General features: G+C 67.8%; 11 protein-coding genes. 8 read left to right on the forward strand and 3 right to left on the reverse strand.

All coding sequences use genetic code 11. The features are described from left to right. Positions 1-231: 231 nt before the first annotated feature. On the reverse strand, positions 232-852 hold the full coding sequence (locus A3ES_RS0122670) for a TetR/AcrR family transcriptional regulator (protein ID WP_020389133.1): 621 nt from the start codon (positions 850-852) through the stop codon (positions 232-234). Between the two features lie 184 nt (positions 853-1,036). On the opposite strand from A3ES_RS0122670, the gene A3ES_RS0122675 reads away from it, so the two are divergent. The 4 genes from A3ES_RS0122675 to A3ES_RS0122690 all read left to right on the forward strand — a co-directional run bounded on the left by A3ES_RS0122675 (position 1,037) and on the right by A3ES_RS0122690 (position 5,210). Beyond that, entirely contained in the window at positions 1,037-1,840 is an 804-nt protein-coding gene (locus A3ES_RS0122675; protein ID WP_020389134.1) for an SDR family NAD(P)-dependent oxidoreductase, read from the forward strand. A 1-nt stretch (position 1,841) separates the two neighbouring features. Further along, the gene (locus tag A3ES_RS0122680; RefSeq protein WP_020389135.1) at positions 1,842-2,957 is read left to right on the forward strand and encodes a DUF5938 domain-containing protein; all 1,116 of its coding nucleotides are present in this window, start codon (positions 1,842-1,844) and stop codon (positions 2,955-2,957) included. 68 nt (positions 2,958-3,025) lie between these two features. After that, positions 3,026-4,558, forward strand: a complete 1,533-nt coding sequence (locus tag A3ES_RS0122685; RefSeq protein ID WP_020389136.1) for an acyl-CoA synthetase — start codon at positions 3,026-3,028, stop codon at positions 4,556-4,558. Between the two features lie 133 nt (positions 4,559-4,691). Further along, on the forward strand, positions 4,692-5,210 hold the full coding sequence (locus A3ES_RS0122690; protein WP_020389137.1) for a DinB family protein: 519 nt from the start codon (positions 4,692-4,694) through the stop codon (positions 5,208-5,210). A gap of 797 nt (positions 5,211-6,007) precedes the next feature. On the opposite strand, the gene A3ES_RS0122695 is transcribed toward A3ES_RS0122690, so the two are convergent. Then, on the reverse strand, positions 6,008-7,351 hold the full coding sequence (locus A3ES_RS0122695) for a serine hydrolase domain-containing protein (protein ID WP_020389138.1): 1,344 nt from the start codon (positions 7,349-7,351) through the stop codon (positions 6,008-6,010). A gap of 83 nt (positions 7,352-7,434) precedes the next feature. Between A3ES_RS0122695 and A3ES_RS51460 the strand changes: the two genes are divergently transcribed. Together A3ES_RS51460 and A3ES_RS51465 are read left to right on the forward strand one after the other, a co-directional pair. Continuing rightward, entirely contained in the window at positions 7,435-9,450 is a 2,016-nt protein-coding gene (locus A3ES_RS51460; RefSeq protein WP_157630683.1) for an ATP-binding protein, read from the forward strand. Then, complete coding sequence (locus tag A3ES_RS51465) at positions 9,398-10,768, forward strand: hypothetical protein (protein ID WP_020389139.1); 1,371 nt, start codon at positions 9,398-9,400, stop codon at positions 10,766-10,768. Before A3ES_RS51460 ends, A3ES_RS51465 begins: the two co-directional genes overlap by 53 nt. Here A3ES_RS51465 and A3ES_RS0122705 read toward each other — a convergent pair. Next, a complete protein-coding gene (locus A3ES_RS0122705) occupies positions 10,751-11,377 on the reverse strand; it encodes a TetR/AcrR family transcriptional regulator (RefSeq protein ID WP_020389140.1) in 627 nt (208 codons plus the stop codon). The two genes, A3ES_RS51465 and A3ES_RS0122705, sit on opposite strands and share 18 nt — an antisense overlap. Before the next feature lie 118 nt (positions 11,378-11,495). Here A3ES_RS0122705 and A3ES_RS0122710 point away from each other — a divergent pair, with 118 nt between their 5' ends. Together A3ES_RS0122710 and A3ES_RS0122715 are read left to right on the forward strand one after the other, a co-directional pair. Further along, positions 11,496-13,082 (forward strand): AMP-binding protein, encoded by a 1,587-nt coding sequence (locus tag A3ES_RS0122710; protein WP_020389141.1) that lies wholly within the window; start codon positions 11,496-11,498, stop codon positions 13,080-13,082. After that, positions 13,072-14,247 carry a lipase family protein gene (locus A3ES_RS0122715; RefSeq protein WP_020389142.1) on the forward strand — a complete coding sequence of 392 codons (1,176 nt, stop codon included), beginning with the start codon at positions 13,072-13,074 and terminating at the stop codon, positions 14,245-14,247. The genes A3ES_RS0122710 and A3ES_RS0122715 overlap by 11 nt, the downstream gene beginning before the upstream one ends. Positions 14,248-14,259 lie beyond the last annotated feature (12 nt).

The raw sequence follows: 14,259 nt of genomic DNA on the forward strand, positions 1-14,259 counted from the left end.
TCGATCGGGACGGATCGGCGCGCCGGCCGAAAGGTCGGCGACGACGAGACTGCGGGGCAGCATGCCGGGGAGGTCCGGAGATCCATGCATGCCTGTCTCCGGTCGGCAAACGCTTCCCTCGGCGTGTCGGGGCATCGGGGGCGGGGCGTGCGTGCGCGGCCATCCACGCCTTCGCCGGGCCGCCCGACCGAGCCGACTCGCTGCTGGCAGACCGCAGTGGCGGTGGCTCTGTTAGGGGATCAGCAGCTTCGGGAGAGTCTTCTCGACGCCTTCGCGCAGGTTGTCGAGGGCTTTGGGTTCGCCGGAGAGGTGGCGGAGGAGGGCCTGCTGGAAGAGGCCGTCGAAGAGGGCGTAGGCCGTCGATGGCGATGCGGCGATGGGTTGGCCGGCGAGATCGCCGTACGTGCTGACGATGCGCCAGATCATCAGCTCGAGGGTCTTGTCGATCTCCAGCACGTCCTCGCGGAAGGACTCCTCGAAGAGGGCCTGGTTGCGCAGGTCGTACCAGAGCCGGTGCATCGTGCCGTCTTCGTCGCAGGTGGTGGCCAGCGCCTGACTGAAGTCGACGCACAGCTGGTCGGCCGACTGGGCCGTCGCGACGATCTGGTCGTAGCGGGTGACGCACTCGGCCTTGTAGAGCTTCACGCAGTACATGATCAGCTCGACCTTGTCGCGGAAGTAGTAGTGCAGTACGCCGTGCGAGAAGGCGGAATTCTGGGCGATCTCGCGCAGACTGGTGCGGGCATACCCGAGCTCGGACAGGGTGCGCAGAGCCGAGGTGGCGAGCTGGGCACGGCGCTCAGCGAACTTGTCCACCTGGCGGCGCGAGATCCGGTCCGTCAGCTCGGTCACCGTCTGCCTCCTGGGGTTCTGCTTCGAGTTTAACCCGGCCCGGAGATTTTCTTGACAATTGTCCAAGAAAGTCTTGACGACCGTCCAGATCTTGGCGACGCTGTGCTCATCGCCCGGTCACCGAACCTCACCGGTGTTCGGGCAGACAGTGCAAGGTCCAGCAGCCGGCCGAAGGGGAAAGTTCATGAGCGGGTACGACCTGACCGGACGAAAAGCCTTGGTGACCGGAGGCGCACGCGGCCTCGGCGCCGGAATGGCGCAAGCGCTGGCCGCGGCCGGGGCAGCCGTCGTCATCGCCGACATCCAGGAGGATCTCGGCAAGGCGACCGCCGACTCGCTCAAGGACAGCGGCGCGACCGCGGCCTTCGTCCCCCTCGACGTGACCGACGACGCGAACTGGGAAGCGGCGATCAACGCCATCATCGGTGAGCTCGGCGGCCTCGACATCCTGGTCAACAACGCCGGCGTCGAACTGTCCGGCCTGGTGGTCGACCTCGACCCGGCCGACGTCCGCAAGATGCTGGAGATCAACGTCCTCGGTACGGCGCTGGGCCTCAAACACGCGTTCCGGGCGATGCGGCCGGAGGGACCCGCCGGGACTGGTGGCTCGGTGGTCAACATCTCCAGCGTCGCCGCGACGATCCCGTTCCCGGGCATCGCCGGGTACTCCGCGACGAAGTCCGCGGTCGACCGGCTGACCCGGGTTGCCGCGATGGAGGCCGGCAAGCTCGGGTACGGCGTACGGGTGAACTGTGTCTATCCGGGGCTGGTGCCGACCGAGATGGGGATGCAGCTCGCGGCTGACATGGTCACGCTCGGGCTCTGGCCGACCGCCGAGGCAGCCGTCGGGGACGTCATCGGGCTGACGCCGCTCGGCCGGCTCGGCGAGGTCAGCGACATGGCCGACGCGGTCGTCTTCCTCGCCTCCGACGCGTCCCGCTTCATCACCGGCGCTGGTCTGCCGGTCGACGGCGGAATGGGGATGTGAGATGAGCAAACCCGTCGTCGTGTACGGCGCCTCCGGGTACACCGGGCGGCTCGTCTGCGAGTACCTGCGCGAGTTCAACGTTCCCTTCATCGCCGCCGGACGCGACAAGAAACGTGTCCAGGAAGTGCTCGACAGAGTCCCCGGTATCGACACCGTCGATCACGAGGTCGTCGAGGTCGAGCACGAGGTGAGTGCGCTGACCGATCTCTTCCGTGGCGCGAAGGTGGTCAGCAACATGGTCGGCCCGTTCGTGAAGTACGGGCCCGAGGTGGTCGAGGCGAGCCTGGCGGCAGGCTGCCACTACCTGGACACCACTGGTGAACAGGACTGGATCCTCGACGCGCAGGCCGGGTGGAGTGACAAGTTCACCGCCGAAGGACTGTTGCTCTCACCCGGGGTTGCGCAGATGTACACGACCGGCGAGATCGCCGCGAACATCTGCCTGGAGACCCCGGGCCTCGACACCCTCGACATCCTGGTGCTGTGGAAGGGGTTCCCGACGTACGCGTCGACCCAGACCATCTTCACCATCCTCAAGGCCGACTGGCACTACCTGGAGCAGAACGAGCTGGTGAAATGGGACCCGCTCACCACCTTCGAGGTGAACGTCCCGGGTCAGCACGCGTCGGCGCTCGCGCTGCCGTGGGGTGGCACGAGCCATCCGGTCTGGTTCAAGAACGATCCGCGGGTGGCGAACGTGAAGGTCGCCGGCGGAGTCTTCGACCGAGCCGTCATGCAGGGCGTGGTCGAGGCCGTGAAGATGGTCGAGTCGCAGATCAAGACGCTCCCGGTCGAGCAACAGGACGCCGCCCTGGGTGAGGTCGCCGCGTCGGTCCAGGCGAGCATGCCGCCGCGCGAGAACCCGCGGATCAACACGTCACTCGACTCGGTGCACGCCTCGGGACCGCTCGGGCGCGCGCACTGCGTGATCCATGGCAACAGCAACTACAAGCAGACCGGTGCGCTGCAGGCGTACGCCGCGTACTCGCTGCTGCAGCAGCCGCCGAAGCGCACTGGGCTCGCTTCGGCCTGCCAGGCCTTCGGCCATCGCGAACTGCTCGGCGTACTGCGCAGCTTCGGGCTGGTCCTCGAACCCGTGGTCACCATTCATCACTGAGACCAGGTGCGGGGGCGCCCTCCTTCACCCCCCAAGGCTCCCCCGCACCTGTACCACCTGGAGTTCGCGTGAGGCTGTACGACTATCTCGACAAGGGCGCATCGCTCGGTGCCGACGCACCCTGCCTGACGATGGACGGTACGTCGCTCAGCTACGGCGAGGTGCAGCAGTTGTCCTGGCAGATCGGGCGGGCCCTGCACCGGTCGACGGTGCTGCCGGGCGACAAGGTGGCGATCCTGTCCGCGAACAACCCGATCTCGTTCGCCTGCGTCTTCGGGATCGCCCGGGCCGGCGCCGTCTGGTGCCCGGTGAATCCGCGCAACGAGGCCGCCGAGAACCGCGACCTGCTCGACGCCTTCGACTGCTCCGCGCTGATCTTCCAGCGTGCGTTCCTGCCGCTGGTGGAGAAGATCCTGCCCGAGCTGCCCAAGCTGACCACGGTCATCTGCCTCGACGAGTCTTTGCCGTGGGCAATCAGCCTGGCCGAGTGGCTGGCCGGCGTACCGGCTGAGCCGTGGTCGTTGGAGCCGTCGGACGAGACGGCCCTGCTGGTCGGGACCGGCGGCACCACCGGGCGGCCGAAGGGGGTGATGCTGACCGAGCGCAATCTCGAGACGATGTCGGCGATCACCTTGATGAGCTACCCGTTCGACGGGCGGCCGGTGTACCTCGCACTGGCGCCGCTCACGCATGCGGCCGGCGTACTGTGCTTTCCTGTACTGACGCTCGGCGGCGAGATCGTCATCATGCCGGCGCCGGACCTGGACGAGTTCCTGCGGCTGGTGGAGCGGCACCGGGTCACGCACACGTTCCTGCCGCCGACCTTGATCTACATGCTGCTGGCTCATTCTTCCTTGTCCACAACGGATCTCGGCTCACTGCAGTGCTTCTGGTACGGCGCGGCGCCGATGTCGGCGGCCCGGCTGGAGGAGGCGCTGACGCGGATCGGGCCGGTGATGGCGCAGCTCTTCGGTCAGAGCGAGGCGCCGATGATGATCTCCACGATGGCACCGGCCGACCATTTCCACCCGGACGGATCGCTCGCGGTCGAGCGGTTCGCCTCGGCCGGGCGGCCGTCGCCGCTGACGCAGGTGGCGATCATGGCCGACGACGGGCGGCTGCTGGGGACGGGTGAACGCGGCGAGATCGTCGTCCGGGGGTCGCTCGTGATGGCCGGCTACTACCGCGACGCGGTGGCGACCGCGACAGCTTCGCAGTACGGGTGGCATCACACGGGTGACATCGGATTCCTTGACGACGACAACTACCTCTACATAGTGGATCGGGCGAAAGACATGATCATCACGGGCGGATTCAACGTGTACTCGGCGGAGGTCGAGCAGGCGCTGATGACGTACCCGGCGATCCGCGACTGCGCGGTCGTCGGCCTTCCCGACGACAAATGGGGCGAGCGGGTGACCGCCGTACTGCAACTCCATCCCGGCCTGACGGTGACCGAGTCGGAGGTCCGCAACTACGTGAAGAGCCGGCTCGGCAGCGTCAAGGCCCCGAAGCAGGTGGTGGTCTGGCCGGACCTGCCCCGCTCGAAGGTCGGCAAGGTCCTCAAGAACGAAGTCAAGGCACGCCTGTTAAACGAGTAGGCGCTCACCGTGCCGACCGTTATCGTTGCGCTGACACGAGAGGAGGTGTGTGCGATGTTTACGTCCGTCGTGCTGCCTGCCTGTCGCGCCCGCGGCTGAGACAGGTGGCTCTGGTTTCACCTCAGGAGTTGCAATGACCGTGGTATCCCGTCCGCCGCTGACCTCTGACGAGCGGACCCAACTCACCGGCTGGCTGGACCTGCAGAGGTCCTTCGTCCGGATGAAGTGCGAAGGCCTCGACGAGGCCGACGCCCACCGCAAGATGCTGACCACCTCGCCGCTGATGACGGTGGCTGGGCTGGTGGCGCATCTGCGCTGGGTCGAGTACTCGTGGTTCCAGCTGAACCTGGCCGGCGTACCGGACACCGGCCAGACCCCGTGGACCGAAGACGGCCACGTCGACGCCGAGATGTTCGTCGAGCACCGCAAGTTGGCCGACCTCCTCGACGAGTACGACGCAGAATGCACCCGCTCGAACGAAACCGTCGCCACCGTGTCCCTGGACGACGTGGAAAAGGCAGAAGTCCGCGAGTCCGGCGCAGCCTCAACCCGCTACATCCTCTGCCACATGATCGAAGAAACCGCCCGCCACGTAGGCCACCTAGACATCATCCGAGAACTACTAGACGGCCACCGCAGCTACGACAAGTAGCGTCCTCGCCGGTTTGGTTTGTGCGGAACAACCTCTGCACAAACCAGACCGCAGGAACCCCCATCGCCAGTGCCCACGCCTTTTGCTCTCCTGTTCGGGAATGGCGTATGCGGCCTGGTATGCTAAAAGCCGAATGCTGGTACGCCCGGCTACAACGACCCCCTCTTGGGGGTCGTTTTTTTGGGCTCGTCTGACCTATCCGTGGATGGTTTGGCGAGAAGTGGGTGTGGCTGGGCGAAGTCCGGTTAGCGCCGAGCGCCGACAGTTGCTTCCACCGATGCGGGACCGGTCCAGCTCGCCGGGGCCAATGGCCGGTTATGGGACCGCTGGCGCCCTACAACCGGCTAGCCGTCCAATGACCGGTCAGTACTACAGCCGGAGTTCGTGATGTCCAGCGTGCAGTCGTCGCGTCGGGCCGGACCGCCGCCACTCACAAACCTCAACTGATCCCACCCGGCCAGGCGTGCACAGGCATGCTCCCAGGGGAAAACGAGAGGTTTGTGAGTGGCGGAGGTCCGGGCCTGCCGCCCAACATCACGAACTCCGGCTGTAGTACCAGCCGACCCGGCAACACCGCGAACGACCCACAGATCAGTCAGGAGCGCTCTTGTGCATATCCGGTCTGGGCGGCTCTGCCGCCTCATCCCCCGACAGCTGGAAAAGCAGAAGCCCCACCGAAGTGGGGCTTCGCGCCCAGCCACCGAAGCAACTGGGGGGATAGCCAAACTCTATCCAACCCCCAGCCACCAGGCAAACTCAGGCGCCGGCCGCCAAGCGAGAGACGGCCGGATCAGACTTCAGAGCCATTCGCCGAAGGCGAGGGGGTGGCGGGTGCAGAGGTAGGTGGCCCAGTGGAGGGTGGTGGGGGTGCCGGTGGCGTCTCGGGTGATGCGGAGGAGTTCGCCTGTTTCGCGGCCGGAGATGGTGCGGTAGACGTCTTCGGAGATCTTCTCGAAGGCGGCTGGGGGCTTCCAGTCGGGGGCGCCTTGGGCGGTTGCCTCGAGGGTGCCTTCGCGGACGGAGAAGACGTATGGCGAGCCTTCGGAGAACCACGTGCCCAGTACGCCGGCCAGGTCGGCCGGCACCGTCGTACCGGGGGTCCATGCCGAGGGCGGTTGCGGGTCGTCGGTGAGGGTCTTCAGCAACAGGTCCGTGGCCAGGCCGGCCGGGTCGGGCGCTGAGGTGGTGTTCATCAGCGCGATGCCGGCCGTACCGGACGAGCGGTGCACGAAGGTGCCGGTGATGTGGCCGGGCATGCCGCCGGTGTGGCCGACGACGACGCGGTCGCCGAGCCGGACCAGCATGAAGCCGAGCCCGAAGCCGACCTGCCAGCGTTCGTCCGCCATGATCTGCGGCTGGCACATCTCCTCGACGGTGTCCTTGGCCAGCACCTCGTCGACCGGGTTCGCGATGAACATCGCCCACTTCGCCAGGTCCGCCGCGGTACTGGCGAGTCCGCCGCACGCGTTCATCGCGCCGATGTCGAGCACCGGCTCCTTCACCGGTACGTCGGAGAACGGCGGCACGTAGTACCCCTGCGCCGCCGGGCCGCCGTCCAGCCCGACCGTCGTCCGGCGCATCTCCAGTGGTTGCAGGATGCGGGCCTGGATCGACTCGTACCAGCTCCGTCCGTCGACCCGCGCGACGATCTCGCCGAGGACCGAGTAGACCAGGTTCGAGTAGTGGAACCGGTGATGCGGTTTGCCGACCCGCTCGGCGTCGTTCCAGCCCGTGAGCAGTTCCTCGCGGTTCGGGAACGTCATCTGGTCCCACACGTCGCCGACCGGTTCGCGCTGCATGCCGCTGATGTGGCTGAGCATCTGCCGCACGGTGATGCCGCCGTGCTTGGTCTCGGGCAGCAGCGTGTCCGCCTGGTCGTCCAGACTCAGCTTGCCCTCGTCGCGCAGCGCCATGATCGCGACCGCGGTGAAGGTCTTGCTGTGCGAGGCGATCAGGTACTGCGTATCGGCGGTAGGCGCGACGCCAGGCTGATCCAGGTCGGCCGAACCGACCCCTTCACACCAGGCGAGCGCACCGTCCCGGGCGACGGCGCCCACGAGTCCGGGCACGCGCCCCTTGGCCTGACGTTCGGTGATGATCCGGCGGAGTGCGGACTGGGTCTGAGCGGAGATCTCGGTCACCGGTCGACAGTAAGGCATCTCGGCGCCTTTCGGATGTGACAAACGGCAGGGGTTCGGACGGGCAGGTGTGGCAGGCTGGTGGGGTGCGCATAGCGGTGCTCGGTCCTCTCGCGATGTGGGCGGCCGACGGATCTCCGCTGGACGTCCGCGGAGTCCGGCTGCGTGGCCTGCTGGCCCGGCTGGCACTGAGTGCGGGCCGCCCCGTCGGCATCGACACCTTGGTCGACGGTCTGTGGGGCACCGAAGCGCCGAGCGCCAACGCACTCCAGTCGCTCGTCTCCCGGCTGCGAGGCGGCCTGCCCGCGACGGAGTCGAGCATCTCGGTCCAGTCCGGGCCCGCCGGCTACACGCTGACGATCTCGCCGGAATCGGTGGACGCACTCCAGTTCGAAGACCTGGTACGCCGCGGCCGCGTGCTGCTGACCTCCGATCCGGGCCAGGCAAGAGCGCTGCTCACGCAGGCCGAGCGGCTCTGGCGCGGTGACGCACTGGCAGATCTGCGCGATCTTCCGTTCGCCGCGATCGAGGCCGACCGCCTCGCGGAGCTGAAGCTGGGCGCCTCCGAGGATCTCGCCGAGGCGGCCGTGACAAGCGGCAACTCACGCGAGGTGACGCCAGAACTCGAGCGCCTCAGCGTCGCTCATCCTCTCCGTGAACGCGTCCACGAACTCCTCATCAGAGCCCTGTACGCCGACGGCCGCCAAGCGGAAGCACTGGCGGCCTACGAGCGGGTCCGGACGACCCTGGCCGACGAGTTGGGCGCAGATCCCGGCGCCAGACTCCGCGACCTCCATGTGTCCGTACTACGCGGCGACGCGATCGACCCGCTCGCCACGGCGGCCGTAGTACCGGCTGCCCGTGAGCCGGCCCGGCGGAACAACCTCCGAGCCCCGATGACCAGCTTCGTCGGCCGGGCGGACGATGTCGCCGAGTTGGCCCGCCTGCTCAGCAACGGCACGCGGCTCGTCACCATGGTCGGTCCCGGTGGCGCCGGCAAGACCCGGCTGGCGACCGAGACGGGCAGGTCGCTGGTCGAGCAGACCGGCGACGGGCTCTGGTTCGTCGAGCTGGCACCGCTCGCCGACGCGGCCGATGTGGCCCCCACGATCCTGACCACCCTCGGCGCCAGCGAGTACGTCGACAGCCTGCAGACGGGCATCGCGCCGAAGAACTTCCCGACCAGCCGGGCGGCCACCGAGCGACTCGTCGACGTGATCGCGGATCGCCGCGTGCTGCTCATGCTCGACAACTGCGAGCACCTCGTCCAGGAGGTCGCCGACCTGGTCGACTCGCTGCTCGCGTCCTGTCCCCGGCTGAGGGTGCTGACCACCAGCCGCGAACCCCTGAGCATCCCCGGCGAGCACCTGCATCAGGTGGGACCGCTGGGACTGCCTCCGCTCGACAGCCCCGACGACGGCTACCCGTCGATCCAGCTGTTCGTCGACCGGGCCCGGGCAGTCCGGCCCGACTTCACCATCACCGACACGAACCGGTTGGCGATCGCCGAGATCTGCCGCCGGCTCGACGGGATGCCGCTGGCGATCGAACTCGCCGCGGCCCGCCTCCGGGCGCTGACCCCGTTGCAGATCGTCGAGCGTCTCACCGACCGTTTCCGCTTGCTCACCAGCGGATCCCGGACCGCGCTGCCCCGGCATCAAACGCTGCGCGCGGTCGTGGAGTGGAGTTGGGAGCTGCTCGACCCGGACGAGCAAGCAGTCGCCCGACGCCTGTCTCTCTTCTCCGGCGGCGCGACCCTCGAAGCCGCCGAGCGCGTCTGCAGCGGACCAGGCCTGCCACCGGAGTCAGTGCTCGGAGTACTGGCTTCCCTGGTCGACAAGTCACTCGTCGAGGCCACCGCCGATGAGCGATCGGTCCGCTACCGGATGCTCGAGACAGTCAAGGCGTACGGCGCTGAGCAGCTCGCGGCGTCGGGCGAGTCCGGCCAGGTCCGGGAAACCCACACCGCGTACTTCAGCCAGCTCCTGCGACAGGCCTGGCCCAAGCTGCATACCGGCGAACAAACTGCAGTGGATCGCCCGCTTCGACGTGGACAACGAGAACCTGCTCGACGCGCTCCGGACCTCGGTCGACGCGGGTGACGCCCAGAACTCACTCGACATGGTCTCGGTGCTCGGCGAGTACTGGAACATGCGCGGCCGGCCGGCCGAGGCAGTCACCTGGTTCGAGGCAGCACTCGCCGTACCGGGTCCGACTCATCCGCTGGCCCGGGCGACCACGCTGATGATGTATTCGCTCGGCGTCTTGTCGAACGGGGAGGATCCGTCGGCCCACTTCGGCCCGGCGATCCGCGGCCTAGCCGAGGTGCGGTGGCTGAGCCGCCGCTATCCGGCAGTGGCCGAGGCCGGGGTCGGCCGGTTCACCAACGCTGTCTGGGCGATGATCCGCAAGGACAAGGCGACCTGCTTCCGCGAGCTCGAGGCGGCCAGCCATCACGAAGACGCGTGGACCCGGAACATGGCCGTGATGATGACGGCGATGTTCCGCGAGAACGAGGGCGACATCGAGGAGATGGTGGCCGGCCTTGCGACCGCGCTCGACGGGTTCCGCACCCTCGGCGACCGCTGGGGAACGTCGCTGGCGCTGCGTGGGCTGTCCAGCTACCAGTGCAGCACCGGCGACCATCACGGCGCGCTGGCCTCGATCAGCGAGGCGCTGGCCCTGATCGCGGAGCTCGGCACCACCGAAGGGGTCACGCACCTCCTGGCCCAGTCTGCTCTCAGCCGGTCCGAGCTCGAGGACTACGACGGCGCCCAGCAGGATCTGAGCCGCTCGCTGAGGATGGCCGAGGAGCAGGGAAGTCCTGCTGGGCAAGGGTTTGCGCTGATCGGGTTCAGTACGCTCGCGCGGCGGCAGGGCCGGCTGGACGAGGCCAAGGAGCTGGCCGATCGGGCCTACGGGACGCTCGACCTGATGGCCGAGCGGGTCGCTCCGCAGGGCCAGGCGATGGTGCTCGCCCAGAGCATCCGGGTGGCAGTCGCGCGCGGTGAGCTGGCCGATGCCCGCGACCACAGCAAGCTGGCAGTCGAGCTCGCGCTCGTCGCCGATGACATGCCGGTGGCCTCGGGCGTCGTCGAGGCCGTCGCCGACGTCGAACTGCTCGCTGGCAACGCCGAGCCGGCTGCCCGGTTCCTCGGCATCGCCGCCGCGCTGCGCGGGATGAGGACCGTGCCGGATGCCGACGTACGGCGTACCGCCGAGCGGCTGCGGACAGAGCTGGGCGAGGCGCGGTTCGATTCAGCGTACGACGCGGGCGCGACGCTGGGCCGCGAGGGCGCGATGGACGAACTCCGGAAGCGATTCGACCAGACTGGCCGGCCAGACAAGCCGGGCTCGCTCCGCGTCGGCGCCGGACCTGCGGGCACCCTGCGCACGACCGGATCAGTTGAGCATGAGTGAGACGGCCAGGTCGCGCAGGTTGGCCTGGACCTGGTCCTCCGGCGGGCGCGGGTCGGTCAGCATCCAGTCGTAGACGACGGTGTTGACCGCGCCGATGAAACACAGGCCGAGGAAGCGGAAGTCCTTGCGGGTCAGCTCGTTGCGCGCGACCGCCACGTCGCCGACGCCGACGACGCTGGAGATCAGCAGTTCACGGAAGGCGATCCGCTGCTCCTCCACCGCGGGGCTCGCGCCGACCACCTCGACGAACGAGATCTGGGCCCGGCGCAGGTCGGCCATGATGGTCTGCAGGTAGCCGTCGACAGCTGCCACGATCCGCTCCCGGACCGGCGCGTCGGCGGTCGCCGCGAGCGCCTCACTGGTACTGCGGACGGCCAGCTCGATCACCTGGGCGTGCACCGCGAGCAGTACGGCTTCCTTGTTCTGGAACTCGTGGTAGAAGTGCCGGGTCGAGACTTTCGCCTGTGCACACAGGCGTTCCACCGAGGTCGCGGGGTAGCCGTCGGTGCCGAACAGCTCCAGCGCGGCGTCCAGCAGTCGCTCCCGGCGCGCCGCCTTCCACTCGTCGACCGAGCGTCCGGAGTAACGGCGTGCGGAGGGTTCGTTCATTGCACCTCTCGTCGATACCCCGTGCGTGAACTCTTGCCATCTTAGCCAGATCGGTTCTACATTACTGACCAGTTTTCAAGTGAAAAGAACACTTTTCACTTCGACTCTGGAGGCGTCCATGAGGCCTGCCGACAAACTGCGTGCTGTCCGGGTACTGCGTACCGCCGGACTGCTCGATCTGCGCCACCCGGCGCTGACCGCGAGGTCCTCGCTGGCGATGCGCCGGCTCGGGCCGATCGCCGGGGCGGCCCACATCTCCGCCCGACGGAATCCCGACGATCTCGCCCTGGTCGACGAGCTAGGCGAGCTCAGCTACGGCGACCTGGACCGCCGCGCGAACGCACTTGCCCGCGGTTGGGCGGCAGCCGGTGCTGAGCCGGGTCAGGTGATCGGCGTGCTCTGCCGGGACCATCGTGGCGTCGTCGACTCGATGATTGCCTGCGGCAAGCTCGGCGTCCGGCTGGTGCTGCTCAACACCGGCTTCAGCCGGGTCCAACTGGCCGATGTCGCTTGCAGGGAAGGGGTTTCGGCACTCGTCCACGACGAGGAGTTCGACGAGCTGCTGTCCGCAGTACCGGCGACTGTCCGGCGTTTTGTTGCCTGGGGCTCTTCAAGTGAGCTCGAGGCTCTGATCGCCGCGAACGATGACGGTCCACTGGACCTGCCGAGGCAGCAAGCCGGGATGGTGCTGCTGACCGGCGGCACCACCGGTACGCCGAAAGGCGCGCCCCGGCAGGTTCGTTCACCGTTGATGGCCGCGCAGTTCCTCGACCGCGTGCCGTTGCGTCGTGGCGACACCGTCTTCATCGCCGCACCCACATTCCACGGCACCGGGCTCACGCAGTTCATCATGACGCTCGCGCTGGGCTCGACGATCGTGCTCCGCCGCCGCTTCGACGCCCGCGCGACCCTCGAAGGCATCGCGCGACATCGGGCCACCGCGCTGATCGTCGTACCGACCATGCTGCAACGGATTCTGGCGTCCGAGCCCGAGCGCTACGACACCAGCTCGCTGCGGGTGATCATGAGCGCCGGCGCCTTGCTGCCAACGGATCTGGGCAACCGGACGATGGCCGCCTTCGGCCCGGTACTGCACAACCTCTACGGCTCGACCGAATGCGCCGTCGCCACCGTCGCGATGCCCGAAGACTGGCAAGCCGCCCCCGGTACTGCGGGCCTCCCGCCGGTCGGCTGTCAGGTCCGCCTGTACGACGACGCCGACCGGCCGATCTCCAAGCCGGCAGCAACCGGGCGGATCTTCGTCGGCAACGGGCTCAGCTTCGCCGGCTACTCCGGCGGTGGCCACAAGGACATGATCGACGGCCTGCTGAGCACCGGCGACCTCGGCCACTTCGACACCGCCGGCCGGTTGTTCGTGGACGGCCGCGACGACGACATGATCGTGTCCGGCGGCGAGAACGTGTTCCCGATCGAGGTCGAGAACCTGGTCGAGGCGATGCCCGGCGTCGCCGAGGTCGCGTCCCTCGGCGTCGCGGACGAGGAGTTCGGCCAGCGCCTGCGGCTGTACGTCGTACTGGAGGACGGCTCGACCCTCGACAGTAGTGCGATCCGCAACCACGTCCGGGAGAACCTGGCCCGTTTCAAAGTCCCCCGCGAAGTCGTTTTCCTCGATGAGCTCCCCCGTACTGCGACCGGCAAGGTCTATCGCCCCCACCTCGAAGGCAGGACACAGCATGAACGGTAGAAGGAAAGCACTCGTCGCTCTCGCAGTTTCGATCGGTCTGCTCGCGACCGCGGCACCACCCGCGTCGGCGGCGATCGCCGAGCCCGACCAGGATGTCTTCTACCAACCGGCTCCCGGGTATGAGTCGAAGACGCCCGGCACGGTGCTGAAGAAGCGGGCGGTCACGGTGACTGGCTTGGGGATTCCCTTGCCGGTGAAGGCGATCCAGCTGCAGTCACGCAGTACCGATGCAAAGAACCGGCCGGTGACGGTCGTGTCGACGGTGATCGTGCCACTGACCCCGTACCTCGGCCAGCGGCCGTTGCTCTCGTACCAGCCGGCTATCGACTCGCTCGGTGATCAGTGCAACCCGTCGTACACGTTGCGGACTGGGCTGGAGAAGGAGCTGCCGCTGCTGGCTCTCGGGCTGGCGAAGGGCTGGGTCGTCGTGGTGACGGACTATCAAGGACCGCGGGATGCCTACGGCGCCGGGCACATGGAGGGGCACGCCGTACTGGACGGCATCCGGGCGACGCTGGCTACATCGGAGACCGGCCTGTCGGCGCAGACGAAGGTGGGCATCTGGGGGTACTCCGGCGGCGGGCTGGCGACTGGCTGGGCCGCGCAGCTGCAACCGGCGTACGCGCCTGAACTCAACCTCGTAGGCGTCGCCTCCGGTGGTATGCCGGCTGACCTGGCGGCGGCCGGACGCCAGATGGACGGTGGCCCCTTCGCTGGGCTGTTCATCGCCGCGGCGATCGGCGTGAGCCGGGAGTACCCCGAACTGCTGAGCATCTTCAATGCCAAGGGCAAGCAGTTGATCGCGGCGATGGACGACCTGTGCGTCACCGAGGAGGCCCTCTACGCGTTCCACAGCGTCAAGCAGTACAGCGATTCCCCCGACCCGCTCGGCGAGCCGATCGCCCAGCAGGTACTGACGATCAACAAGATGGGCTCGTCCGGCCCCAAGGCCCCGGTCTACCTGTACCACTCGAAGTTCGACGAACTGATCCCGTGGAGCGCCGGCAAGGCCGTCAACGACGCCTGGTGCGCCAAGGGCACAAAGGTCCTGATGTACACCGACTACGCCAGCGAACACAATGTCCTCGCCGTCACCGGCGCCCCGGCCGCCGTCGCGTACCTCAACGCCCGCTTCCTCGGCTTCAAGGCTCCGAGCACCTGCTGACCACAACGACCA

It is taken from the genome of Kribbella catacumbae DSM 19601 (assembly GCF_000372465.1).
Lineage (GTDB): Bacteria > Actinomycetota > Actinomycetes > Propionibacteriales > Kribbellaceae > Kribbella > Kribbella catacumbae.